The organism is Fibrobacter sp. UWS1 (genome assembly GCF_002300445.1).
Lineage (GTDB): Bacteria > Fibrobacterota > Fibrobacteria > Fibrobacterales > Fibrobacteraceae > Hallerella > Hallerella intestinalis.
Genome location: NZ_NSGW01000001.1, coordinates 1,416,434 through 1,440,305, shown reverse-complemented (window position 1 = coordinate 1,440,305; position 23,872 = coordinate 1,416,434). Strand labels below are relative to the sequence as shown.

The window sequence follows — 23,872 nt, the reverse complement described above, 5'->3', positions numbered from 1 at the left end:
TTAAATATACAAACTCGGTGCTTTGTCAGCGCTTAAATCGTTTGTGAATTTCGGTCAGGGGAAGCCTCATTAAAGTCGGTCTGCCGCAAGGGGAACTCATGGGGTCTTGCGTCGCCAGAAGGGACGCCATCATCATGGTCATCTCCTCGACGCTCAATTTGTCTCCGGCATGAATGGCGTTGCTTTTTGCCCAAGCTTTGGCCCAAAGTTCTTGGGAAGGATTTTCGGGATTTTCGCCTTCAAAAACGTCTGCAAAAAGATTGTGCAAAGCCTCAACGGCTCGGGAAAAGGGAAGGTCTCGAGGGATTCCGCGAAGTTGGTATGTGTTTTTCCCGAACAACTCTAGATGAAAGCCCAATTTATCTAAAATCGGCAACAAATGAGGAATAACGCTGGCTTCCGCTGCAGAGACGTCTATCATTTCTGGAAAAAGCAGTTCTTGGCTTTCTAAGGCGACTTCGGACTTTAAAGAGTCCAACGCTTGTTCATAAAGAATGCGTTGATGTGCCGCATTCTGATCGATTAGCAGCAGCCCTTCGCTGTCTTCACAGACCAGATAGGTATTTGCCAGTTGAAAAAATTGGGGCGGAGGCGTTTTATCTATCCGAGCGGGCGGGCGCAGATTTTGCGGGGTCAGCGGAATAATGTTTCCGTTCTCCGGCAGGGAAAAGAGATCTTGAATGATGTCGTCGGGGTCAGGTGTCCGATATTTTTTAGGGGGCTCTTGAATGGTCTTGGGGGGAGCTTTTTGAACGGGAGCTGCAAAAGATGTCGGTTTGCTTTCATTAATCAGTTCAGACGTTGGCAAGGGAAAGTCGCGCTCGGTCTTGAAATTTTTGATTCCGACAACAGGAGCTTCAGGGGAAGTGCCTGTGTGAAACGGTACGGCGGGAATATCTTCTAACCGGATTATCGGATGTTCTTCGTCCGGTTTTTGAAAAGCGTCTCGAACGGCGTGGTGTACGGCCAAAAAAACATCGTTTTCGTTTGCGAAGCGGACTTCTCTTTTATTGGGATGGACGTTTACGTCGAAATCCAAGTCTGCCATTTCCAAGAAAAGTACGGCGATGGGGGAACTGGTCGTTCCGTAGGGTTCATAAGCTCGATTGACAGCCTTTGTCATAATCGGATTCCAAATCGGACGCTTTTGAACGTGGAAATACAACTTGCTCCGTTTGTTCTTTTGAATTCCTGGAGGTATAGCAAAGCCGGACACACGGATTCCCGCTTCTTCATAATCAACAGGAACCATGTCTTTGGCGATTCCTGCGCCAAGAGCTTCTGCGATCCGGCTGCGCAAGTCGTTTCCTTCTACGCCTGTAAAAACATCTCGCCCGTTTACTTTATAATCGAACCTCACGTTGGGGTTGGCGATGGCGAGTCGGGTTACGGTGTCCAAAATGCGGGATGCTTCTAACGTATCGCTTCCTAAAAATGTCTTTCGGACTGGAGCGTTAAAAAAAAGATCTTCGATGAAAAAAGACGTTCCTCGAGGGGACGCGTCGGTGTAATGGGAGTCGGGAACGCCTCCGATTAAATGGACGGAATGCGCTTCGGCGCTATCTGCTGTACGACTTGTGATGGTCAGTTTGGAAACCGCGGCAATCGATGCGATAGCTTCGCCCCGAAACCCATTGGTTGCTAAATGAAAAAGGTCTTCTGCCGATTTCAGCTTGGATGTTGTATGGGGAAGATAGCAGATGTTCAGGTCGGCTTCATTCATTCCTTCGCCATTGTCTCGAACTAAAATGGACTTTTTTCCGCCGTCCGTAATTTGAATTTCGATTCGGGTTGCTTTGGCATCCAATGCGTTTTCGATGAGTTCTTTGATGGCGGATGCCGGGCGTTCGACAACTTCTCCGGCTGCAATTTGGTTTACAACTTCTTCGGGAAGGGGGTGAATTCGGGTTGTTTCCATGTATTGAAATATAGAAAACTTGCTAAAAAGCCCCAAAAAGAGGATGATTTGTCCTAGAAGGTGGCCAAAATTTAAATAAAAAATCTAAATTATGGCCATGTCGGAAAAAGAAAATAAAATCCCTAATGTTTTTTTGAAGTTGGCCTACAGCGAACTTCTTCTTTCCTTTAGTACCGAAGAACTTGTTCCTTTGGTACAGAGTTCAAACATTTCGAGCCGCAAGCTGATTGAAAACGCCTGGCGCGATGACGAATTGATCAGTGCAAGTGACAATGCGTTGATCTTGTCGGGATTTTCAAATTGGCTTCTCTCTAAAGGGCGGAATTTGGACGCCTTCGCCGATTCCATGTTTGGGAAGTTGAATCACTTGAATTCTGTTCCCAAAAGGGCGATCTTGCGTTCTTATTTGCCTTATATCCGTGATTTTTATGAAATGCAGGATCAGCGTCAAGGTATTTTGCGTTTGATAGAAAAACGGAATATGTTCCACGAAAATTTCGTGTTTGTGGAAGGTGCTGCCGAAGGCAACGAACGTCACGATTACTTGGTAAATCAGGGCCATAAGGCTGGGGGGCAGCCCTCGCCGATATATTCTTCGTGGCTTTTGCGTTTTATGCAGAACTCTCCGCGCTTGCTGGATCTCCCCGCGTTTGAAAAAATGCAGGTTTATGCCTGTGAATACCCTGCGGATGAAGCTTTGCTCGGACGTTTAGGCGGCGGCTTGGAAGGCGATATTTTCTATGTAAGCGGAATTGCTGTCGGCAAGTTGGTGAAATTTTCGGAATGCTTGGAAAAGCACCCGATCAATCGGGATCTTTCGAAATATGCGGACTGCCTTTGTGTTCGTGCGGATACGGATGTCATTGACACGTTTACGGGAACGCATTTGCTCTATAAAGATCGCTATTATAGTGCGCCGGTTACTTTGGCTGAATTTGTTTATGCAAAAGATGCCCACGTTAAAGATCCTTTTGCCGGTCTGATTTCTGCACTGGTTCAAGATGAATACAATGCGTGGACTCCGGTACAAAAAGCGCATGATGAACTTTTGCATAAAATCAATCATGTCGCGGAAATCATCTATTATGAAGCGGACGATTCTATTTCGGTCAATGGCAAGCATTTGATGCGTAATGTTCCTGCTCGAATTTTGCGTAATATCTTGCGGGAATATAAAAGCACTGGTCGTGAAGAATTTGAAAACCGTGAATTCAAGCGCGATCCGGAAATTTGTATCGATTCGGTGAATCCGAACTTTGAAAGCCGTTTGAATCGAGTCGTTGATCATCTGGAAAAAATCGCTGACGTGATGGGTTTGAACCGTCATCGCCGCGGAGGCTTCCGGTTTGAGCCGCATTGCCATATTGAGTTCCGCGAAGAACCTGCAATTGTTCGCAAATCGAAAAAATAAGCAATAAGTAATGGTTCTGCTTGAGGTTCCATTTCTATATTGGGAATAGAAATTTGGCGGAAAGGTAAATCCTCTAACAACTCTATCATTGCTCCCCTCCTGGTAAGTTCGGGGTTCAATCCGCCAGCTTTTAAGAGTTCCGTGTTCATCACGGAACTTTTTGTATAAGCTGAAAACGATTGACTCGCCGGTAGTTCTGTAAAAGTCTTTTGGCTGTCAAGAGAAAAAGAATAAGCGTCGATGCCATTTGGATTGCATTTATTGAAACCAAAAAGTGCCGAAAGTGTTTTTATGGACGGATTTTATGTAAAATCCTATTCGCATTTCTTAAAGTTTACGAACAAATGAAGCGGAACATTTTAGATTTGGGCTTGTATGGAGACGATTTTTTATTACGATAATTATCGGGATTTTTTGAGAGATTCGCATGATGTCAAAAATCGTGCTTGTTTTTCCTGGAGGGCGATTTCGCATCGCGCTAAAATCAACAACCCGAATTTTTTGCGGCAAGTTATGCTGGGCGGGAAAAATTTGAGTCTGAAAACGATAGAACCGGTGGGAAAGGCTCTTGGTCTTCGCGGTGAAGAATTAGCATACTGGTTTGAGTTGGTCAATTACTGTCAGTCTGAACCCGGTGAAAATCGAGAAAGGCTCCGTTTGGAACTCGCCAAAATGAAAGGTTCTATTCGTCCGGTACAAATTTCTTCGGGGTTGGCCGAGTATTATGGGCGTTGGTATATTCCCGTTATTCGAGAGTTGATTGCTTTGTACGATTTTCGGGATGATTTTGAATTGCTCGGACTATCGCTGGTTCCGCCGATTTTGGAAAGGGAAGCTCGTTATGCTGTTCAGGTCTTGGAAAAATTTCATTTTATTGTGAAAGATGAAAAAGGGAAATGGGTGCAGACGGAAAAGGCTCTTCGCAGTGGAACTTCTTGTGAAAGTTCGTGTTTATTGCGATACCATCAGTGGATGTTGGAAAAAGCGGCGCAATCTTTAACTCATTGCAATAAAGAAGAACGTCTGGTGTCGGGAATGACAATGGGAGTTTCTAAAGGTTGTTATAAAATGATTTTAGCGGAATTTAAAAAATTCAAGAATTGTGTTGCGGCACTTGTTCAAAATGATTCTCAAAGCGATAGGGTGATGAATTTGTCGATGCAGATATTTCCTGTTGGTATTGTTGGAGGGAAAGGAAAATGAAAAACTTGAATTCAGAAATAGGAGTGGAAATTTTTACGATTGCCGTTTGGGCGGAATATTTTGGAGGAACTAGCGAACATGAAAATGTTCTTCGGCGGAAATAGAGTTTTTCTTTGCTGGAGAATTTTAGAAGCCTGCTTTCAAAAAGAATAAAAATTATTTTTGAGACATGAGAAAAATATTTTTGTTTCTTTTACTTTTTACGGTGTCTCTTTTGGCTCAAGAAGATTCTACGGTGGAGATTTCTTCGGCTTCTAGCGATTCGGTTTCGCCGTTGAGTGTTGAACAAGAAATTTTGGCGGAACCGGTTCCTGCTACTGAAATGGTTCGCCGAGCTAGAACGTTGCTTTTGCGAGCTTTGCAGGAAAAGGACAAAGAACGAGCCACTCGTTTTGTGCATTTTTTAGACGGCCAGTATTCGGATAATGTTTGTTCTTTTTCGGGAATGGAAAAGGGACTCGTATTTTTGCATTTGGGCGTATATGATGCCGCTTTGACTTTGCTTGTTCAGGAACGCCGACTTTTGGGATCGGGTTCTAGACGGGCGGAATCGCGGGAAGAACGCTGTGTCGCAGAAGTTTTAAACGCCAATTGGAAAACGGCGAGTATCATTCAAGATGAACTGTTTTTGTATTTGAATCAATTTTATGCACGGCAATCGCAAAAGCAAGATAGCCTCGTGTCCGTTATTCAGGAATCTACTGTTGATGTGTTTTTTAAAGAAGCGGCTCCTGCTTTTTTGCCGGTGATTTTCACCATTTCATGGGGAAACGCCGAAGACCGTGCGATTCGCCATCTGCTGCATTCTGGAACGGCATTTGTGCAAAAATATCCGATGGATGAAAATGGACGCTGGTTGGAACGCTATTTTTTGGAACCATTTGAGAAGCGTTTTCAGAAAACGCCATCGACGACGCAAGACCCGATTCAAAATCATTTATATGGTAAAAGCGTTGGCTTTGAGTTTTTATCCGGCATCGGCTTTTTGACGGGAGATTTGAAAGACGAGTTTCATCATCGATTTTGGGATTACGCTTTTGCGGTTCCCATTCAAATTTATCGTGTCGTATTTACGCCGTTTATTTCCTTTGGTTGGATAGAAACGCGAAATAACCGAAAATTTTCTGACGTACTGTGGGAAAAGGATAGTGAATTGCTGGTTTATGAAGGCGGAGTGTCTGTCGGTGTTGTGGCTTGGGATAGCCGTTATATCAAATTGGAACCGTTTGTTGGGATCGCTACGGCAAGCGCCTCTTTGCCGGAAAATAGTTATGATTACTATTACTACGCCAATAAGCCGAATAATAATTATCACTTGTTGCGGGATCATATTGAAACCAATAACTCGTTGGCTTTTTTAGCGGGCATTGCCGGAGAAGTTAGGCTGGTGACGATTTGTAGGCGCGACGAGGAAGCTCCGCTAAATTCCATTTCGCTTCGAGTCAAATATACCGCTAGTTTCTTGGATCATGATTTCGGTTATCAAAAAATGGAAGGCCTGTCGCATAAAGTACAGGCCGGTGTCGGATTTTTCATCTGGTAGCGTTGAAAATTGTTATTCTTTCTCGCTTGTAAATTGATAGCTTATTTCGCCTTTTTTAGAAAGTCCGTAATTTTTTCGGGCGATGGATTCGATATAAAAAGAATCTTTAAGCAGCCGCTCTTCTTCGTGTTTGCGAATTTCCAGCTCCGTTTTTAACGAGTCGATTTCCGCTTCTAGCCGAATCACTTGATTTTTCATTTTTTGTTGCCGCCATAAACCGATTTTTCCAAAGGAAAATGTCCAGGCCAAAGACGCTGTTACCACAATGAGGCCGACGGCGATAAAAAGAAAAATTTTCTTTTGCAGGTTCAACGGTTTACTCCGGAATAGAAAAATGAAAAGCATCGCCGTCTTTGGAATGAACCAGTCCGGCGATTTCTAGTTCAGTCAATATAGCTAAAATCTGAGAAATCGGAAAAGAGCTGTTTGCGCATAAATCGTTTAACGAGTGGGTGAAGCCCGCATTTTGGTCGAATAATTTTTGGGCGCTTTCCGAAAGGCGAATTCCCATGCCGGGTAGATTTTGGGGAGAAATGTCTGTCAAGCGTCGTGCGCCACAGAGGTCGGAAAAATCATTTGGATTCCATACGGGTTCTGCAATTTTTTGAGAGATCAGCCGATTAGGCCCTTGCGCCGTTTCAGAAAGAAGACTGCCAGGAACGGCTAGAATTTTTCGCTTCAGTTTTTGTGCGTATTCTACAGTCAGCAGGCCGCCGCCGCGATCCTTGCTTTCGATGAGCGTAACGCTTTTGGAAAGTCCCGCAATGATCCGGTTCCTTTGCGGAAACATAAAAGCCAGCGGTGGAGTTTTTCCGGGATATTCCGAAATAATAGCGCCGCCGCTTTCCAGAATTTTTTCGGCGACGATTTTTCGGGAACCGCCGATTTCCAGTTCGATTCCTTGGGCGATGACAGCCACGGTTGGAATTTTATAAAGAAACGCGGATTGATGACAGTAGCTGTCAATGCCTTGCGCAAGACCGGAGAGAACGACGGCATCTGTGCCTTGGAGATTGCGAATCAGTTTTTGACAGATGGTTTCTGCATTTGGGCTTGGCCTTCGTGTGCCGACCATCGCTATCCACGAAAGATGAAAATCGGGTAGAGAACCTCGGTAGTATAAAACTTCGGGCAAGTGAGGGATTTGACGAAAGTCGTCGGGAAAATTTTTGCGCTCCAGCGTATGGACGGGGAAATAATTAATTTTGCTTGTCATGAAATACTCCTTTGATGATTTAGTTCGGATAATGAAACGTTTGCGTTCTTCGGAGGGTTGCCCCTGGGATCGTGCGCAGACCACACAAACGCTTTTGCCTTATTTGGTGGAAGAAACTTCGGAATTTATCGACGCGGCTCAAGCTCATGACAAATCCCAAATGTGCGAAGAATTGGGCGACGTTTTGTTGCAGGTCGTTTTTCATGCGCAGGTGGCCGAAGAAAACGGGGATTTTAAAAGCGATGACGTGACGGATGCGATTTGCCGGAAAATGATTCGTCGGCACCCTCACGTATTTGGAAATGCCCATGCGGAAAATGCGAAAGAAGTTTCCGCTCGCTGGGAAGAAATCAAAGCGAAGGAAGTCATGGATGCGGGCAGGACGGAGATGTCGGCGATGGACAAGGTTTCCCGCAGCATGCCGACACTTTCCCGTGCGCAAGAGATGGGCCGCCGTGCCGCCAAGAATGGATTTGATTGGAAGGAAAATGCAGAAGTATTGGATAAAGTGCACGAGGAATGGAATGAGTTTTTGGCCGAATATCAAAAGGCTCCGGAAGAGTCTGGGCGTCTGGAACGCATGGAGGATGAATTCGGCGACTTGCTGTTCACTCTTTGCCATTTGGCGCGTCATTTGGGATTGAATGCGGAAATGGCGCTGCTTCGGGCGACTCGAAAATTTGACATTCGCTTTCGAATGCTGGAAAGCATCGCTCGGAAAAAACACCCGCAAAAATCCCTCAAGGAATATTCTCCCGGGGAGTTGCTCGCCCTGTGGAGCGAGGCCAAAACGGCGACTAGTCAAAAATCAGATTATTGACGGAAAGACCTACAAAGAAGACGAACAGATAGCCGTACCAGAGAATGGTGAGCGGGTAATTCAGCATCCGCTTGGTTTTGCTTTCGATGGCCTTGTTCTTTTCGGCGATACGAATCAGATTCCGTTTCAGGAAAAAGAAGGTTCCAGCGGTGCCGATAAGGCTTGCGAGAATGAGCAAAAAGATGGAAAGCATGAATTAAAGATAAAAATCGCCGCGGATTTTGGGAATCCGGTTGCCCGTTGTCATTATTTTTTCTCTATTTGATGTCGTTGACGGTTCGTTTATGGAAACGATCCTTTCTTTTAATGAGGTGTATTTGGATACACAAGAAAAATTGAATGCGCTGATTGCTGCGGCTTGCGATGCCGTCCAGGTGGAATTTGTCGAATGCGACAGATTTAAGGCGGGAAAGCGTGAAATTCTTCGGATTTACATTGATAAAGAGGGCGGAGTCGATGTGGAGGACTGCGCAAATGTCAGCCGTCGGCTTTCAGAAGCTCTCGATGAGGATGAAACGCTTATCGAAGGAGCGTTTACGCTGGAAGTCTCCTCTCCGGGGATCGACCGTCCCCTCAAGTCTATGCGGGATTTTGAACGCAATCTGAATAGCCTGCTGCGTATAACCCGGGAAACGGGCAAGCCGATTACGGGAATTCTGATTGCTGCAGATGAACAAAATTTAACCCTCTCGGTGAAAGGCGTGACGGATGCGGTCTTGGTTCCGCGGTCCGAGATCCTCTCCGCGAAAGTAGAAGTTCAATTCTAAAATAAAGGCTCTTATGACAACGAAGACTAAGGAACCCAAAATCAATCTGCTCGAGGCTTTAAAAACAGTCGTCGATACCAAAAACATTGACGATTCCATTGTAGAAGGAGCTCTCAAAGACGCTCTGATTACGGCGGCTCGCAAATATCTGAATATCGATAAACATTTTGATGTCAATATCGATGAAGAAACGAATGAAATTTCGATAGCGCTGGTTGTCGATATTGTGGATGATTATCCGGACTACGACCCGTCGCTTTCTGCAGAAGCCGTTCAGGAAATGGACGAGCATTATATGCTGATTGAACAAGCCCGTGATTTGAATCCGGATGTTCAGCCGGGAGACCATTTGGAAATGGAACTTCCCGTTTCTGCTTTTGGTCGCCAAGCGATTCAGACCGCCAAGCAGTACTTAATTCAGCGCATTCGCGATGCAGAACGCAGCAAAATTGTGGATACCTATCGCAATCGTATCGGCTCTATTGTGAATGGCGAAGTCTTGCGGATTGAATCCCGCAATGCGATCGTGTCCATCGGTCGTCAGACGGAAGCGGTGCTCCCTTACAGAGACCAGTTGCCCAAGGAGCGATTCCAGCAGGGCAGTTCTGTCAAGGCTGTGATCAAAGATGTCGCCGAGTCCGCCAAAAATGGTGCGCAGGTGATTCTTTCCCGTACAAGCGACATGTTCCTTTATGAACTGTTCCGTCAGGAAGTCCCCGAAATTTTTGATGGCACTGTGGAAGTTAAAGGCGTTGTCCGGGATCCGGGTTTCCGTGCAAAAATTTCTGTTTCGGCGCGCGATGCTCGGATTGATCCGGTCGGTGCGTGTGTCGGAATGCAGGGCGCCCGAGTAAAAGCGATTGTCCGTGAATTGGGCAATGAACGGATTGATATTGTCCATTGGAATCCGGATTTGATCACGTTTATTCGCCACGCCCTTTCTCCGGCGAATATCGTCAAGTATTTTGAAGTGCCTGGAACTCGTCGCATTGTGATTGTGATTGCGGATGAAGATCTCGCTCAGGCGATAGGTCGCAATGGGCAGAATGTAACGCTGGCGACTAGGCTGGTGGAACATGATTTGGACGTGTTTGGCGAAAAAGAATGGTCCGAAAAAAGCGATGAAGAAAAACAGAAAATTTTGACGCCTCGCCAGAAAGAACTCGTGGAATCCGAGGACTTCCATTCTGCGGAAAATTCTCCGTTCAAGGAAAATTCCGAAAATGTTTCCGAACCGCCTGAAGAAACGCCTGAAACCGAAAAGAGTGAACCGGCACAGGTGGATGAGTCTCAAGAGGCAGACGAATCACAGGTTTAAGGAATAGCCTATTGGAGCAAAAGCATAGATGAGTAATGAAATCAAAATCACCCCGGGTGAATGGGCTAAAAAACGCGGCGTAGATCCCAGCCGAGTTGTTGCGTTGCTGCATGATAATGGCGTGCAGGTGTTGACTCCGTTCAGTCCGGTTCCCCAAATGGCTTTTGCTTCGATAGAAGCTCAAGTTCTGGAAGAAAAAGCGAAAGCGGAAGCGCGCAAGGCAAAGGCCAGCAGTTTACGCAAGAATGTGAAAAAGAACGCTCCGGACGAAAAAGAAGCTCCCGCAGCCACGCCGTCGCAACCTGCGGCTCCGTCTAGCGGTCGGAGAACTATCACCGGGAAATTTATGGGTGGTAGCGTTCGTGTTACACGAGATGCTCGTTCTACAGTCAAACCTTCCAAGCCCGTTCCGTCTATTCCGAAGGCGGCTCCGATTTCGGCACCCAAGCCTGTCGTTGCTCCTGTGGTAAAACCGGTTGCGGTTAAAACGAATGAGGTTAAAACAGATCCTGTTAAACCGTCCGTTTCAGAACCGGCAAAATCGGCACCGACTCCTGCTCCGGTGGCAAAACCGGCTGCAGCTCCGGCAGTCGCTCCCAAAGTCAATGCGGTTCCGGTGGGCGGTCTTCGCCAAGTCGGAATGAAAGCTCAGGTATTTAAACCAGATGCGGCAATTCTTGCTCGAATTGAAAAATCTCGTCAGCAGGCTGCGGCTCAACATCGCGGTCGTGGAAATAACGCTTCGGGCGGCTACAATGCGGGGCATTTGGGCCAAAACGGAAATAATCGCAATGGTCAGGGTGCTAATTCGCATTATCGGGGAAACGCCGGTCAGCAGGGAACGGGACGTTCTTTTGGCGGCGGGACTCGCGGGGGGCATTTCCCGGGCCAGAATATGCAGGATGTTTTTGCCAATGCGCAAAACAATCCCAATGCGGGTTCCAATCGTTTTGGTGGTTCTTCTGCGGGTCGTAATGATAAAAACAAGCGCGGTAAAAATGGTCGAGACAATAAAGACGGTCGTTTTGAACTGCGCGAACAGCAAGATTCCATTCGCCAGAATGTTTCCCGCGTGATGGCGTCTCTTTCGAAGAATCCTGTGAAAAAAGTCTATCACAAAGACAAGGCGGCTTCTTCGGACGGAGAACAGAAGAAAATTTTGAAGACGTCGGATTTCATCACTGTCGGTGAACTCGCTGGAATGATGGATCAGATGCCGGCGCGAGTCATTGCGAAGTGCATGGAAATGGGTATGATGGTGACCATCAACGCTCGCTTGGATTTTGAAACGATTCAAGTTCTTGCCGATGAATTTGGCTACGACGCCCAGTTGATGGAAGAATATGAAGAGGAAGTTCTTGGCGTTGACGACAGCCAGGCCGAGGATTTGGAACCGCGGCATCCTGTTGTGACGGTAATGGGACACGTGGACCATGGTAAGACTTCGCTCTTGGACTGGATTCGCAAGACTCATGTCGTTTCTGGAGAATCGGGCGGCATTACCCAGCACATTGGCGCTTATGAAGTAACGACTTCTGTTGGTAAGGTGACTTTCTTGGATACGCCGGGTCACGAAGCGTTTAGCGCGATGCGTGCTCGCGGTTCTCAAGTTACCGACGTAATCGTTCTGGTTGTTGCTGCAGACTCGATGGTGATGCCGCAGACGGTGGAATCCATTGAACTTGCCAAGCGTGAAAAAGTCCCGCTGGTTGTCGCGATTACCAAAATGGATTTGCCGACCGCCAACCCGGACAAAATCCGTGCGCAACTCGCGGAACGCGGTGTCGAAGTAGAACAGTGGGGCGGTAACGTCAGCTGTATTGAAGTTTCTGCTCGCACAGGCGAGGGAATGCCACAGCTTTTGGAAACTCTGGCTCTGGAAGCGGAAGTGTTGGAACTGAAAGCGTCCAAATCCGCTCATGCCCGAGGTGCCGTTGTCGAATCCAAATTGGATGCGGGCAAAGGCTCTATGGCGACAATTCTTGTTCAGAATGGAACCCTCCATATTGGCGACCCGTTTGTTTGCGGTGTTTACGCTGGCCGTGTCCGTGCGATGTTTGACGATCGCGGCAAGCAGATGAAGAGCGCCGGGCCTTCGGCTCCGTGCCAGGTCTTGGGCTTTGATGGAACTCCGCAGGCTGGCGATGAGCTTACCGTGGTCGAAGACGAAAAGACCGCGCGTGAAATTGCATCGAAGCGTCGTATGGCGGCCCGTGAACGCGATTTGCGTGCTCGCAAGTCCATTTCTCTAGAATCCACTTATGAAGGCGTCAAGAACGGAACGATTTCCGAACTCAATTTGATTATTAAGGCGGACGTGGGCGGATCTTCCGAAGCGATTGCCGCTAGCCTGGAAAAACTGTCGAATAGCGAAGTCAAAGTCAATATCATTCGTAAGGGTGTCGGTGCCATTACGGATTCCGATATCCTGCTCGCTTCGACTTCTCAGGCGGTAATCATCGCGTTCCATCTGATGCCGTCCTTCTCCATTCGTGAAATGGCGCAGAAAGAAGGCGTTCAGATTAAGAACTACCGGATTATCTACGAAATTATTGACGACATCAAGAATACGGTCGAAGGCCTTTTGAAGCCGACGACTCGCGAAGAACTGACGGGCGAAGCCGAAATCCGCCAGCTGTTCAAGATTCCCAAAGTCGGAATTATTGCCGGCTGTATGGTTACGGACGGCGAAGTGGACCGCAACAGCCGTGTGCATGTCTATCGCGATGGCGTAGAACTTGGACAGACCGTTGTGCAGTCGCTGAAACGCCTCAAGGACGATGTCAAGTCGGTTTCTCGTGGCTTTGAATGCGGTATCGGATTGAAGGGCTATGACAACATGAAGGAAGGCGATACGCTGATGTTCTTCAAGGAAGTGACCGTGGCTCGAACTCTTGCGGATGTCGCCCGGGATGAAGCTGCTGCCAAAGCCGCTGCTGCCGAGAAGAAAGACGCGGAAAAGGATTCCGATGCGTAAATCACATAGCCATAGCAATCGGCGAGTCCCTCGCACCACGCGCTTGGACGAACAATTTCGTGAAGAGATCGCGAAGCTCCTGATGAAGGGGCTGAAAGATCCGCGAATCGGTTTTGTTACGATCAATCGCGTGGAGATTACGAATGACTTGAGCTATGCAAAAGTTTTTGTCTCTGTCCTTGGTTCGGACAGGGAGAAGGCTTCTTCGTTAATCGCTCTCCGAAATTCTGCCGGATTCATTCGCACTTATCTGGGCAAGGCTCTTAAAATTCGCAAGATTCCGCAGCTTTCCTTTATTTTGGATGAAAGTCTGGATCATGCGATGCACATTGAAGAAATCCTTGCGGAATTGAAGGACTCAGGTGAACTCTGAAAATTCTGCTTCTGGCTTGATTTTGCTCGATAAAGCGGCGGGCGTTACTTCTTGTAACGCCCTTTTTCCGATTCGCAAAATTTTTCAAACGCGGCGCGTTGGCCATGCGGGATCGCTGGATATGCGGGCTTCTGGCTTGATTGTTGCAGCGGTGGGAAGGGCAACGCGTTTGCTGCCGTTTGTGGAAGCCGCCGAAAAGACTTATTCTTTTGTCGCCCATTTTGGTTATTCCACGCAAACGGATGAATGGGATGGAGCTTTAGTCCATCAAGATCCGGACACGTCGCCGATTTCAACGGAACAAGTGCAAAGCATATTGCCTCAATTCATCGGCGAAATCGAACAGATTCCTCCGGATTACAGCGCGGTCAAACTGAACGGCCATCGGGCTTCGGATTTGAAACGCAAAGGGCGACAAGTTGAATTGAAAGCGCGGAAAATTTTCATTCGCCATTTGAATTTGGATGGAGTTGCCGAAGCGCCTGATGGTGTTTCCGGGCGGGTTCGTTCTTCGTATCGATTTACTTGCGATTGTTCAAAAGGCACCTATATCCGTTCGCTGGTGCGAGATATGGCGAACGCTCTGGGGACATTTGGCGCGGTTTCGGGCATTCGACGCTTGCGCATTGGGCACTTGTCCATCGAACAGGCGGTTCTGCCGGAAAATTTGAATGCGGGATCCCTTTTAAATCCTCAGGACTGTATGAAATTTCCAGTCGTGGAATTGACGGACAGGCAAGTTGTCGCCTTGCGGAACGGGCGTTTAATCACTTGGAACGGTTCGGAGATCGTTTTAGAGAAAGATGCTCCCAATATGATTTTGGCTGTCGGTCGGGACGGCGAATTGAAAGCGGGCTGTTCCTTTGAAAACGGCAAGCTTGCCCCGAAGTTTTATTTGGGAAGTGACGATGCTTGATTTGGTTGCGCGTGCGGTAACGGTCGGCAATTTTGACGGCTGTCATTTGGGGCATCAGGAAGTGTTCCAGATTTTGCGAACCGAAGCAAAGGCTCGTGGTTTGGTGCCGACGGTCGTTTCCTTTGAACCGCATACGCGTCATGTTCTGGGCATTCCCGGGCATCCGGCTCTGCTGACGACGACCGAAGAAAAATCTTTTTTTGTGCGCTCTTTAGGATTGGATTTTGTGGCGTTGCCATTTTCCCGTCAAGTTGCTGAACAGCCATTTCAGCAATTTTTCCAAGAAAAAATTCTGGGCGAACTGAATACGAAATTTTTGGTGCTAGGACACGACCATCGTTTTGGTGCAGCGGGCAAAGGCACTTTTGACGCCATCATCGCCGCATTTCCCGATGTTTCTGCCATTCAGGTTTCGGCAAAATATAAAGACGGAGAAATTCTCAGTTCGTCTCGAATCCGGAATGCTCTGGAAAACGGGGCTGTTGAACGTGCGACGACTTTTCTCGGTCGGCCATATCGAATCCACGGGATTGTCGTAGATGGCAAGCATCTTGGCCGGACTATCGGTTTCCCTACGGCGAATGTGCAAACGGGCGCATTCAAATTGATTCCCAAATACGGCTCTTACGCCGCGGTCGTTCGCTTGCAAAATTCAACGGCGCATCGGGCGGTGGTCAATATCGGTCGCCAGCCGTCTATCGGGGATTTACCGCTCGCTATTGAAGCGCACATTTTGGATTTTAACCAAAATATCTATGGACAGTCGATGGATGTGGACTTGGTCGCATTTATCCGACCGGAGCAAAAGTTCGATTCCCTTGACGATTTAAAACGCCAGATTGGGATGGACGCGGATTTCGCTCGGAATATCTAGTTGCTGGGGCTTTCAGATTTTATTATCTTACAGCGCACCACCAGATGTCGTATTTCTGGGGAACCGGGCGAGAACCGCCCACCAAAGGAAAATATCATGTCTCAAATCGAAATCACTTTCCCCGATGGCTCCGTACGTTCCGTAGCATCGGGCACCACCGGCCTCGAAATCGCGAAAGGCATTTCCGAAGGACTCGCCCGTAAAGCTCTTGGCGTCAAATTGGGGAACAAGGTTCTGGACCTTTCCCGTCCGCTGACCGAAAGCGGCACCATCAAAATTATCACGCCGAACAATGACGACCCGGATGCCTTAATGCTCCTGCGCCACAGCTGCAGCCATGTGCTCGCCGAAGCCATCTGCGATTTGTTTCCGGGGACAAAGTTGGCGTATGGCCCCGCCATCGAAAAAGGTTTCTATTACGATTTGATGACGCCGACTCCGATTAAAGAAGAGGATTTCCCGAAAATTGAAAAACGCATGAAGGAAATCATCAAGGAAGATCGCCCGTTTACTCGTATCGAAGTCAGCGGCGAAGAAGGCTTGAAGCGTACCGAAGGCGATAAATACAAGACGGACAATGCGGAGCGCGCCCTTGCCCGCGAAAATTCGGATGGCACGTTGAGTTTTTATGTTACAGGCGAACCGGGAAAAAATTGGGAAGACTTGTGTGCGGGTCCCCATGTGCCGAGTACGGGAAAACTCAAAAGTTTCAAAATTCTTTCCCTCTCCGGCGCTTACTGGCACGGCGATCAGAAAAGCGACCAGCTGACCCGCGTTTACGGAACCTGCTTTGCCGACAAGGAAGGCCTTGAAATCTATGTCAAGCAGCTGGAAGAAGCCGCCAAGCGCGACCATCGGAAAATCGGCAAGGAAATGGACCTTTACCACATCGAAGACCACTCTCCGGGAATGGTGTTCTGGCATCCGAAGGGAACCAAGATGGTCAATGCCCTCAAGGATTATATCCGTGGGAAAATCGACAATCGCGGCTACCAGGAAGTGATTACGCCGGAAATCGTGAACAAGGTTTTGTGGTTGAAATCCGGGCACGCCGACAAATACAACGAAAATATGTTCAAAACTATGGCGGGCGACGTGGAGATGGCGGTGAAGCCGATGAATTGCCCCTGCCATATTTTGATTTTCAATTCCCAGCTTCGCAGCTGGCGGGATTTGCCGATGCGCCTTGCGGAATTTGGCAAGTGTCATCGCTACGAACCCGCAGGAACCATGCACGGTTTGATGCGCGTCCGCGGATTTGTTCAGGATGACGCACACATTTTCTGCACCGAAGACCAGATTGCAAGCGAAGTCGCCGACTTCTGCGCCCTAGTCAAGGAAATCTACCACGACTTTGGGTTTGACGATGTCAAGGTCAAGTTCTCGACCCGTCCGGCAAAACGCGTGGGTTCGGACGAACTTTGGGACAAGGCGGAAGCCTCGCTGGAACAGGCGACAAAGCTGGCCGGACTCGACTATGAACTAAATCCGGGCGAAGGTGCTTTCTATGGCCCGAAACTGGAATTCACTTTGAAGGATTCTCTCGGTCGTGACTGGCAATGCGGAACGATTCAGGTGGACTTCAACTTGCCGCAGCGTCTGGGTGCCGAATATGTCGGTAAGGACAACCAGAAGCACATTCCGGTGATGCTGCACCGTGCGGCCGTGGGTTCCATCGAACGCTTCCTCGGCATTTTGATTGAAGAATTCATGGGCGATTTCCCGCTGTGGCTCGCTCCGGTTCAGGCCCGCGTGCTCCCGATTTCCGAGAAGTTCGTTGACTACGCAAAATCCGTGGAACGCGAGCTCGTGAACGCCGGCGTCCGCGTGGAAGTCGACGAATCCAACGAAAAGCTCGGCTACAAGATCCGCCAGTGCGAATTGCAGAAGGTGCCTTACCTCCTCATCGTAGGCGAGAAGGAAGTGGCCGATGGTGTCGTGTCTGTTCGCCGCCGTAAAGAGGGTGACAAGGGCAGCATGAAAGTTGCCGACTTCCTCAAGATGACCGCTGAAGACAGAAAAGTCGTTCGCTAGTCGCCAAACATGTCATGCCGGACTTTGTTCCGGCATCGCCTTTTAGAAAACGCAGACTCATTGAGCTTGCGTTTTTTTGGTATAGGGGAAAGCGTGGGACTATAGTCCCAACTGCTCGGCTCGATCATGCCAGCCCGCTAGCGGTCTGTCGCGATACTCGCCTTATGCAGTTGTCCCCTGGTTCGCACTTCGTTGTTCTCCACCCTTTCTAGCGGATGTACAGTCGCCGCACCCGCAAAGCCATGCAAGGCGAGTGCCGCAGCCATGCTTGCATGGCTATGGCCGAGCCGCAGGGGTTTCTGTAACGCCCGGGCTTACCCCGCCCTCCCGCCCAAAACAGAAGGCCATTGCTTTATCAGCAATGGCCTTCTGAAAAATATGTCCAACGTTTAAATTTCGAACAGTTTCATTTCCTGCTCTGTGAGCGGACGTCCCAAACTGTTTGAATAGGCAATTGCTTCATGCAAACGGAAATGTCGTTCTGTCGGAGATGGTTCAGTCAAACGACCGTCAGAAAAGTCTTCTCCGAAGCGGTCGAAATTTTCTCGCAGCGTATTACTCTTGCGTGAAGCAACGACGGGTTCGAGTTCTGCTACAATCATATTATGCCTCCTCGGGAAAATAGGTTTGAATTAGTTTCAATGCTCCATAACTGTCTATGTACATTTTTTGAGAATCGATGTTTCGCGCACCTAAAGTTTCACGATAATGTTCTACAAGATTCGTTTTTGCGGTAAATTGGATATAGCCCTCATTGCCGACATCCCAGCTTAACTTGCAAGCTATTGCAAAGAGATGAGCTCCTACGCCCTTGTATTTTCCTAAATGCCCGATATTCTCCGGAGCAGCTTCTACAATATCTACATGTGTATAAAATTGATCGCGGATATGCTTCAGTGCTATCATACCTTGCACTTGAGTGTCATCCTTCAACAACAACTCATAAACCTCATAATCGTGCTGATGTGGTATGCTCCAATCGAATTTCCATCCTTTTCGTTGTAGTGCTGCTGCATCCTTTTTTGAAATAGTTTTTAGGACAAGTCGAAATTCGGTATCGAGTTGTTCTCCTGTTTCTCGGCACACTAGGCAATTCGTTAGGGAATCTATTTGGATGTCAATTTCCATTGGGTCGCGTCATCCTTATCAGTGTAAATATACCTTTTTCGCACCTCAAAGGCAAGTTTTAGGGAGGTCCATTCCAAGTAGGAATAGCCCGTTTGCTTTACAAAATGGCACAAATTCGCCATTTTCTTCACAAAAGCGCTCTCTTTTATAAACTTTTTGAGCGTTTTACTTTTTTTATTTTATTTTTAAGGAGTAAAAGAGTTTTTGCTCTTGTTCTCTAAGCGAAATCTAGACAATTTCCCAATGCGAGGACAAGGCGAACGCTCACGCAGGTATGCCGTTTTGTGGTGTATCTCGGTTTGTCGTATCAGCTATTTGGCTGATTTATGGTTGTTTCGACCAGTGGCAACAGCCCGTTTGGGGCGTGGGTCGTTTGCGTTTATCGCATTGAGGCAAGTCTAGAGCCCCGCTTAGGTAAATGCAACGATCTACGCCTTTTTTGTATTCATACAAATTTTGGCGAAGTTCCTTGTTGAGCAGGGGCGGAACTCATTAGGTTTTAATCCAACCAGTGAGGACTGTATGAAACATCTCAATAGAATCGCCGCTGCCGTAGCCTTTATTGCTACGACATTCCTTTTCTCCGCCTGCGGTGGAGAATCTTTCACCGACTCGCGTGACGGTCAAAAATATAAGACCGTCAAAATTGGAGACCAAGTGTGGATGGCGGAAAATCTCAAATTCAAGGGTGGGGCAGAGTCTGTTGAAGAATCGGGTGCAAGGTATGTTTGGGATTCTGCTCTTGTAGCATGTCCCGAAGGTTGGCATTTACCAAGTAAATCAGAACTAGAGGGAATAGTTTCTGATACAAGCATTGACTACGTCTGGTCATCCACAGAAAAAGAAGACTTGTCTTTAGGTGCTTATGTAAAAGACGGAGATAAGTTAGCGTATGCTTTCAAGTCAGAATTATGGTCGGTTCGTTGTGTTCAGGGGAAAGGCGAGCTACAACGACTTCAAGAAGTCAACGGTCATAAAGTTATTCGCATCGGAAACAGTATTTGGATGGCGAACAATCTAAACATAGAGACGCCTACTAGCATATGCTATCTTGAAGACGAAAGCGAATGTTCTAAAGGTCGATTCTATACCATTTTAGAGGCTAAAAATATATGTCCCGAAGGATGGCGTTTGCCAAATAAAAAAGACGCTTCTACACTTATTAACAAACTATCAAAGTATTGCAAGGAAAGAGAACCATATCAACATGCTCTTGAAAAATGCTCTGTTGTTCGTGAATTTTGGGGTCAAAAAATGGGCTATTTTGATGACGAATCACAGTTCAAATATGGAACAGGCAGCATGATAATAGGCTATTGGCTCCTTTCCGACGGAAATACTATTAAAAATCACGTCGATCTTAGCGTTGAAAAAATTTATAGATGGGATTTTAAGGGAAAATTTAATGTTCGCTGCATCGCTGATACTGAAGAAAACAAGGAGTAATAAATATGACAAAGACATATTCCTTGTTGCTTAACATTAAGGTTGAAACTCAAAAAGGTGCCGACAGTCGTAAAGTACGGACATACAAATTCAAAGGATGGAAAAATGGCTTGTGCAATAGTAAAGCCTTTGAATGGTCTGAAGAATACGCTCAAGGCAAACCAAAGTCTATGCAAAAGCTAGGTAAATTGATATTCGACGCTGCACAGAGCATTGCCAAAAGTAACGATTAATGGAGGAAACATCAATGCCAGTAAACTTTACCATTCACGGACCATTTGATGTTCCGACAAAGCCTAAGAAAATCAAGGGCGGAACTACAACCATTCGACAACTTGGTGATGTCGGTGCGTTCTTATGGAAAGAAAAAAACTTTTCAAAATATGCCGACAAGAAAGGCTGCTATGTTTTTGTCAACGCTGTAACTCGTGGGTCAACCCCCATTTATGTCGGCAGAACGAACAAAACATTTAAAAATGAATGCTTTGCAACCGCCAAAAAGGCAATGCTCAATGATTTTTTAGCAGAAGCGTCTAAGACGGGATTAAAAGTATATTTCATTGTCTTGGAGCATCGAAAAGATTGCTTTGAAGAAATCGATCTTTGCGAAACACTACTTATCCAAAAATGTAAGAAAGCTAATCCCAATTTGTTGAATGTCAGAAAACTTGCGGAAAAGTTTACTATCAAAAGTTTTCATGGGAATACAAGTAGGGCTAACGGCGATGTAACGGAATTCAAAAAGTGTCTCAACATTAAATGAGGATTAAATGATACCAAAATTGATAGCTCCGTTGCTACTTGCAGGTGGTTGCGTCTTCTTGTGCACATCATGTTCTTTTAAGGAACTGTATGAAGAAGCGTGCAATACTGTTACGCGAATTTTGCAAAAAGAAGGTAATGGAATTTATTATGGTCTTGGGAAAAACTCCGCTAAATGCGAAGAATTGCATTTGGGCGAACCTATGATTGCAGATAATTATTATCCCAATGCAATGGCTTGTCTGGATAACAACCTTCGCATTCGTGTAGTGGTAGAACTTACTGATTCGTCTGTAAAGGTTTCCATTCCTCCAAGGACATATGCATCGGAATCAGAACTATTGAAGATCCCCAATCCGTGTCCTCATGCGAAGGGCGGATTTTCGTCGCTAACGCGACTTAGGTTTGTAGTTTAACTTGCGTATAAATATACTCTAAAGGGGTCATAAAGTCAAGCCTTTTTCGAGGCCTGTTGTTCAGTTTATCCTGTATCCAGCGAACTTTCCGGGGAGAGATTCCCTTGAACGACTCCTTCTTGGGAAGATATTGGCGTATTAGACCGTTCATGTTCTCGTTGGCACCGCGCTCCCAGGAGTGGTACGGGTTCGCAAAGTAGTAATCCGCCTTCATAGCTTTCGCTATTTCTGCGTGACAGGCGAACTCCTTCCCGTTGTCCGAAGTGATTGTGAGAATCTTGACTTCGAACGTTTTCTCAAAGTCCTTCAGCGCCCTCACAAGCGTTCTCTTCAGGTCTTTCGCGTTCTTCGTCGGAAGATACCTTATCAGGCTGTAATTCGTCATCCTGTCGTTGATCGTGAGCAGGTTCGCGTCATGGTCCGCGCTGTTTATCAGGTCTATCTCGATGTCGCCTACGCGTGATTTCTCGTCCACGATTGCCGGACGTTCCTCGATGGGCACGCGGCCTACAATCTGGCCTCTCTTGTCCTTCTTCTCCCCGCGCTTACGGTATGGTTTCTTGCCGTGCCGCAAGTGCTTCTTCAGGTCCTCGTCCTTGTTCACATGCCTGTATATCGTGGCGACGCTAGGGACACCCATCCCATCGAGTTTCGCGCGTCCGTTCACCTGTTCGGGAGAGTAGTCTTCCTTGATTTTCCCGTCCACGATTTTCCAGTCGTCCTCGTCGTAGTCGTAATGCAGGTGACTTGTCGCGGCAAGGAGGTCTGCCCGTTCCTGCGACTTGACCGGGTCGTAATGCTGGCGGCCGCCGCCCCTGTTTAGTTCCCTGTAGATTGTGGATTTGTGGACCTTCAGCTGCAAGGCTATGTTTTTCGGGGGGATCTTTGCCGCATTGAGCGCTCGTATTTCGTATCTTTGTGCTTGGTTGAGACTCACCGCCATGTCCTTTTTTGGTAGAATCGGCAAGGTAGAAAAGTTTCGGCCAGGTTCCCCAGGGGCTAGCCCTAGGGAACTTTTTTTCTTCCCGATTCAACCTATATCAGTCGCATTGACGGTGAAAATTCGCGAAGTATTAAAATCTAGCTTGAAAATTATATGAGTTTTCAGTTTTCTTCTCGCATAATAATTTTAATTTCGGTCATGATGTTTCTCACCGCCTGTATGGAGGTGGAACATCATGTTTATGGCTCAAAGAAAGATGTAAAAGTCCGCTTTGAAATCCTTGCCCATCACTCTATGGTTCAATTGTCCGACAACCAAACCGGTGGTGATGTTATGGGAGATGCAGCGACACAATTTCGTGCTGTTGGCAAAGGGATGGTCGTCAAGGAATATAAACGTGAAAAAAACGGAGAAACATATGATGTGGTTTCTGGAACTTTTTCTGCTAATTCAAAAAATAAAGATTTTTCGGATTACGCACCATTGTTTGAAAAGGACAAAATAATTATACCCACTCCGTTTGATAATTCCGAGTGGGATGATGACAATTCCTACCTGTTTACAAATTCAACATATTCTGTTTATGTTGCCAAGACACTTTGCCCTACGGCATCTGCTGCGTACACTCTACGGCACAATGGTCAAATTCGAGAAATTGATTTGAAAATAAAAGGAGATACATACATCGCAGAATTTCCGATTCTTTGGTGGTTGAATGGAAATGTAGATGGTGTTATTTTGACGAAATAAAAATGCGTTAGGGATAGTGACCCCTTGGGGACAAGACTAGCGAAGCGAGGCTTGGTTGCAAGAGCGGCGCGGGCGTACCGCAGATGCGCACGGGAGGCCTTGCAATATAGCCCGACCCACACGATAGTGCGGGGAACGCTCAAAGGACTAATATGCGAAGTGGCCGACTTCTGCGCCCTCGTCAAGGAAATCTACCACGACTTCGGTTTCGACGATATCGTGGTGAAGTTCTCTACCCGCCCCGAAAAGCGCGTGGGTTCCAACGAAATCTGGGACAAGGCTGAAGCCGCCCTCGCCGAAGCGACGAAGCTCGCTGGCCTCGACTACATTTTGAATCCGGGCGAAGGCGCCTTCTACGGCCCGAAAAGTGTGCAAAACGAGTGTCGCAGAAAAATGCTTGCATTTTTCTATGACCGAGTGCAGCCACGGACGCCATCGGCGTCAACCTCGAATTCACGCTGAAGGACAGCCTCGGTCGTGACTGGCAGTGCGGTACCATCCAGGTGGACTTCAACTTGCCGCAGCGCCTCGGTGCTGAATATGTCGGCAAGGACAACCAGTAATGCGCAAGGCGAATCCAGCAAAAATACGCTTGCGTATTTTTATTGGTGAGCCGCAGCCATAGACGCCTATACGAAACTCGCCACTTTAGTGGCCTAGTTGAGTTATCCCCTTTGGGGAAAAGGCGTCAAAAGCACATTCCGGTGATGCTCCACCGTGCGGCTGTCGGTTCCATCGAACGTTTCCTCGGCATCCTCATCGAAGACAGATGACAAGTCGAGAGTCGCGGTCAAACTTGTTTGACCATGACCGAGACGCATCATCTGGGGCGAAGCCCAATTCATGGGCGATTTTCCGCTGTGGCTCGCTCCGGTGCAGGCACGAGTTCTCCCCATTTCCGAAAAATTTGTCGATTACGCCCACAAAGTGGAACGGGAACTGGTAAACGCCGGAATGCGCGTGGAAATCGACGAATCCAACGAGAAACTCGGATACAAGATTCGCCAATGCGAACTCCAGAAGGTGCCGTACAAAATTATTGTAGTCGTCCCTTAAA

Annotated in this window: 23 protein-coding genes and 2 pseudogenes; 17 read left to right on the top strand and 8 right to left on the bottom strand. The window is 47.4% G+C overall.

The features are described from left to right. Positions 1 to 25 precede the first annotated feature (25 nt). A complete protein-coding gene (mutL, locus tag BGX14_RS05980) occupies positions 26 to 1,918 on the bottom strand; it encodes a DNA mismatch repair endonuclease MutL (protein ID WP_095879366.1) in 1,893 nt (630 codons plus the stop codon). Positions 1,919 to 2,015: 97 nt separating this feature from the next. Here mutL and BGX14_RS05975 point away from each other — a divergent pair, with 97 nt between their 5' ends. From BGX14_RS05975 to BGX14_RS05965, 3 genes are all read left to right on the top strand, one after another. Further along, positions 2,016 to 3,329, top strand: coding sequence for a hypothetical protein (locus BGX14_RS05975; protein ID WP_143394164.1), 1,314 nt, complete (start codon positions 2,016 to 2,018; stop codon positions 3,327 to 3,329). Positions 3,330 to 3,704: 375 nt separating this feature from the next. Further along, positions 3,705 to 4,532, top strand: a complete 828-nt coding sequence (locus BGX14_RS05970) for a TIGR02147 family protein (RefSeq protein WP_095879364.1) — start codon at positions 3,705 to 3,707, stop codon at positions 4,530 to 4,532. Between the two features lie 169 nt (positions 4,533 to 4,701). After that, positions 4,702 to 6,075 (top strand): hypothetical protein, encoded by a 1,374-nt coding sequence (locus tag BGX14_RS05965; protein WP_095879363.1) that lies wholly within the window; start codon positions 4,702 to 4,704, stop codon positions 6,073 to 6,075. 12 nt (positions 6,076 to 6,087) lie between these two features. On the opposite strand, the gene BGX14_RS05960 is transcribed toward BGX14_RS05965, so the two are convergent. Both BGX14_RS05960 and BGX14_RS05955 read right to left on the bottom strand, forming a co-directional pair. After that, a complete protein-coding gene (locus BGX14_RS05960) occupies positions 6,088 to 6,387 on the bottom strand; it encodes a septum formation initiator family protein (protein ID WP_158222140.1) in 300 nt (99 codons plus the stop codon). A gap of 4 nt (positions 6,388 to 6,391) precedes the next feature. Further along, positions 6,392 to 7,291, bottom strand: a complete 900-nt coding sequence (locus BGX14_RS05955) for a DNA-protecting protein DprA (protein ID WP_095879362.1) — start codon at positions 7,289 to 7,291, stop codon at positions 6,392 to 6,394. On the opposite strand from BGX14_RS05955, the gene mazG reads away from it, so the two are divergent. Continuing rightward, entirely contained in the window at positions 7,290 to 8,111 is an 822-nt protein-coding gene (gene mazG / locus BGX14_RS05950) for a nucleoside triphosphate pyrophosphohydrolase (RefSeq protein WP_073305407.1), read from the top strand. The genes BGX14_RS05955 and mazG overlap by 2 nt on opposite strands. Here mazG and BGX14_RS05945 read toward each other — a convergent pair. Continuing rightward, positions 8,089 to 8,304: a hypothetical protein gene (locus BGX14_RS05945; protein ID WP_073305406.1), complete on the bottom strand. Its 216-nt coding sequence runs from the start codon at positions 8,302 to 8,304 to the stop codon at positions 8,089 to 8,091. The genes mazG and BGX14_RS05945 overlap by 23 nt on opposite strands. Positions 8,305 to 8,428: 124 nt before the next feature. Here BGX14_RS05945 and rimP point away from each other — a divergent pair, with 124 nt between their 5' ends. The 7 genes from rimP (at position 8,429) to thrS (ending at position 17,370) form a co-directional block, all read left to right on the top strand. Then, positions 8,429 to 8,878 (top strand): ribosome maturation factor RimP, encoded by a 450-nt coding sequence (gene rimP / locus BGX14_RS05940; protein WP_095849645.1) that lies wholly within the window; start codon positions 8,429 to 8,431, stop codon positions 8,876 to 8,878. Positions 8,879 to 8,891: 13 nt separating this feature from the next. Next, positions 8,892 to 10,196 (top strand): transcription termination factor NusA, encoded by a 1,305-nt coding sequence (gene nusA / locus BGX14_RS05935; RefSeq protein WP_095879361.1) that lies wholly within the window; start codon positions 8,892 to 8,894, stop codon positions 10,194 to 10,196. A 28-nt stretch (positions 10,197 to 10,224) separates the two neighbouring features. Beyond that, the gene (gene infB / locus BGX14_RS05930; RefSeq protein ID WP_095879360.1) at positions 10,225 to 13,173 is read left to right on the top strand and encodes a translation initiation factor IF-2; all 2,949 of its coding nucleotides are present in this window, start codon (positions 10,225 to 10,227) and stop codon (positions 13,171 to 13,173) included. After that, on the top strand, positions 13,166 to 13,546 hold the full coding sequence (gene rbfA, locus BGX14_RS05925) for a 30S ribosome-binding factor RbfA (protein WP_073305398.1): 381 nt from the start codon (positions 13,166 to 13,168) through the stop codon (positions 13,544 to 13,546). The genes infB and rbfA overlap by 8 nt, the downstream gene beginning before the upstream one ends. Further along, positions 13,536 to 14,462, top strand: a complete 927-nt coding sequence (truB, locus tag BGX14_RS05920; protein ID WP_073305396.1) for a tRNA pseudouridine(55) synthase TruB — start codon at positions 13,536 to 13,538, stop codon at positions 14,460 to 14,462. The genes rbfA and truB overlap by 11 nt, the downstream gene beginning before the upstream one ends. Further along, complete coding sequence (gene ribF, locus BGX14_RS05915; protein WP_073305394.1) at positions 14,455 to 15,336, top strand: riboflavin biosynthesis protein RibF; 882 nt, start codon at positions 14,455 to 14,457, stop codon at positions 15,334 to 15,336. The genes truB and ribF overlap by 8 nt, the downstream gene beginning before the upstream one ends. A 96-nt stretch (positions 15,337 to 15,432) precedes the next feature. Continuing rightward, complete coding sequence (thrS, locus tag BGX14_RS05910; protein WP_095879359.1) at positions 15,433 to 17,370, top strand: threonine--tRNA ligase; 1,938 nt, start codon at positions 15,433 to 15,435, stop codon at positions 17,368 to 17,370. A 137-nt stretch (positions 17,371 to 17,507) separates the two neighbouring features. Here the strand turns inward: thrS and BGX14_RS16280 are convergent, their stop codons facing one another. From BGX14_RS16280 to BGX14_RS05900, 3 genes are all read right to left on the bottom strand, one after another. After that, complete coding sequence (locus tag BGX14_RS16280) at positions 17,508 to 17,636, bottom strand: hypothetical protein (protein ID WP_255404482.1); 129 nt, start codon at positions 17,634 to 17,636, stop codon at positions 17,508 to 17,510. 123 nt (positions 17,637 to 17,759) lie between these two features. Next, positions 17,760 to 17,972 carry a hypothetical protein gene (locus BGX14_RS05905; protein ID WP_073305392.1) on the bottom strand — a complete coding sequence of 71 codons (213 nt, stop codon included), beginning with the start codon at positions 17,970 to 17,972 and terminating at the stop codon, positions 17,760 to 17,762. Between the two features lies 1 nt (position 17,973). After that, the gene (locus BGX14_RS05900; protein ID WP_198951161.1) at positions 17,974 to 18,456 is read right to left on the bottom strand and encodes a hypothetical protein; all 483 of its coding nucleotides are present in this window, start codon (positions 18,454 to 18,456) and stop codon (positions 17,974 to 17,976) included. Positions 18,457 to 19,020: 564 nt separating this feature from the next. Here BGX14_RS05900 and BGX14_RS05895 point away from each other — a divergent pair. From BGX14_RS05895 to BGX14_RS05885, 3 genes are read left to right on the top strand one after another with little or no spacing between them, the layout of a single operon-like run. Continuing rightward, the gene (locus BGX14_RS05895) at positions 19,021 to 19,944 is read left to right on the top strand and encodes an FISUMP domain-containing protein (protein ID WP_143394163.1); all 924 of its coding nucleotides are present in this window, start codon (positions 19,021 to 19,023) and stop codon (positions 19,942 to 19,944) included. 5 nt (positions 19,945 to 19,949) lie between these two features. Continuing rightward, positions 19,950 to 20,177, top strand: a complete 228-nt coding sequence (locus tag BGX14_RS05890) for a hypothetical protein (protein WP_143394162.1) — start codon at positions 19,950 to 19,952, stop codon at positions 20,175 to 20,177. A gap of 14 nt (positions 20,178 to 20,191) precedes the next feature. After that, positions 20,192 to 20,707: a hypothetical protein gene (locus BGX14_RS05885; RefSeq protein WP_143394161.1), complete on the top strand. Its 516-nt coding sequence runs from the start codon at positions 20,192 to 20,194 to the stop codon at positions 20,705 to 20,707. A gap of 398 nt (positions 20,708 to 21,105) precedes the next feature. Here the strand turns inward: BGX14_RS05885 and BGX14_RS05880 are convergent, their stop codons facing one another. Beyond that, positions 21,106 to 22,065 (bottom strand): IS30 family transposase, encoded by a 960-nt coding sequence (locus BGX14_RS05880; protein WP_095878741.1) that lies wholly within the window; start codon positions 22,063 to 22,065, stop codon positions 21,106 to 21,108. Positions 22,066 to 22,263: 198 nt separating this feature from the next. Here BGX14_RS05880 and BGX14_RS05875 point away from each other — a divergent pair, with 198 nt between their 5' ends. From BGX14_RS05875 to BGX14_RS16470, 3 genes and pseudogenes are all read left to right on the top strand, one after another. Next, on the top strand, positions 22,264 to 22,815 hold the full coding sequence (locus BGX14_RS05875; protein ID WP_143159454.1) for a hypothetical protein: 552 nt from the start codon (positions 22,264 to 22,266) through the stop codon (positions 22,813 to 22,815). Positions 22,816 to 22,971: 156 nt separating this feature from the next. After that, positions 22,972 to 23,372 (top strand): annotated as a pseudogene (locus BGX14_RS05870) (aminoacyl--tRNA ligase-related protein); the annotation flags it as partial. Between the two features lie 132 nt (positions 23,373 to 23,504). Then, a pseudogene (locus BGX14_RS16470) lies at positions 23,505 to 23,871 on the top strand (His/Gly/Thr/Pro-type tRNA ligase C-terminal domain-containing protein); the annotation flags it as partial. Position 23,872: the final 1 nt, after the last annotated feature.

Coding starts and splice junctions, on each gene's coding strand:
- mutL (WP_095879366.1), bottom strand. CDS start 1,918: ATGGAAACAACCCGAATTCACCCCCTTCCCGAAGAAGTTGTAAACCAA.
- BGX14_RS05975 (WP_143394164.1), top strand. CDS start 2,016: ATGTCGGAAAAAGAAAATAAAATCCCTAATGTTTTTTTGAAGTTGGCC.
- BGX14_RS05970 (WP_095879364.1), top strand. CDS start 3,705: ATGGAGACGATTTTTTATTACGATAATTATCGGGATTTTTTGAGAGAT.
- BGX14_RS05965 (WP_095879363.1), top strand. CDS start 4,702: ATGAGAAAAATATTTTTGTTTCTTTTACTTTTTACGGTGTCTCTTTTG.
- mazG (WP_073305407.1), top strand. CDS start 7,290: ATGAAATACTCCTTTGATGATTTAGTTCGGATAATGAAACGTTTGCGT.
- BGX14_RS05955 (WP_095879362.1), bottom strand. CDS start 7,291: ATGACAAGCAAAATTAATTATTTCCCCGTCCATACGCTGGAGCGCAAA.
- BGX14_RS05945 (WP_073305406.1), bottom strand. CDS start 8,304: ATGCTTTCCATCTTTTTGCTCATTCTCGCAAGCCTTATCGGCACCGCT.
- nusA (WP_095879361.1), top strand. CDS start 8,892: ATGACAACGAAGACTAAGGAACCCAAAATCAATCTGCTCGAGGCTTTA.
- infB (WP_095879360.1), top strand. CDS start 10,225: ATGAGTAATGAAATCAAAATCACCCCGGGTGAATGGGCTAAAAAACGC.
- rbfA (WP_073305398.1), top strand. CDS start 13,166: ATGCGTAAATCACATAGCCATAGCAATCGGCGAGTCCCTCGCACCACG.
- ribF (WP_073305394.1), top strand. CDS start 14,455: ATGCTTGATTTGGTTGCGCGTGCGGTAACGGTCGGCAATTTTGACGGC.
- thrS (WP_095879359.1), top strand. CDS start 15,433: ATGTCTCAAATCGAAATCACTTTCCCCGATGGCTCCGTACGTTCCGTA.
- BGX14_RS16280 (WP_255404482.1), bottom strand. CDS start 17,636: ATGGCTGCGGCACTCGCCTTGCATGGCTTTGCGGGTGCGGCGACTGTA.
- BGX14_RS05905 (WP_073305392.1), bottom strand. CDS start 17,972: ATGATTGTAGCAGAACTCGAACCCGTCGTTGCTTCACGCAAGAGTAAT.
- BGX14_RS05895 (WP_143394163.1), top strand. CDS start 19,021: ATGAAACATCTCAATAGAATCGCCGCTGCCGTAGCCTTTATTGCTACG.
- BGX14_RS05890 (WP_143394162.1), top strand. CDS start 19,950: ATGACAAAGACATATTCCTTGTTGCTTAACATTAAGGTTGAAACTCAA.
- BGX14_RS05885 (WP_143394161.1), top strand. CDS start 20,192: ATGCCAGTAAACTTTACCATTCACGGACCATTTGATGTTCCGACAAAG.
- BGX14_RS05880 (WP_095878741.1), bottom strand. CDS start 22,065: ATGGCGGTGAGTCTCAACCAAGCACAAAGATACGAAATACGAGCGCTC.
- BGX14_RS05875 (WP_143159454.1), top strand. CDS start 22,264: ATGATGTTTCTCACCGCCTGTATGGAGGTGGAACATCATGTTTATGGC.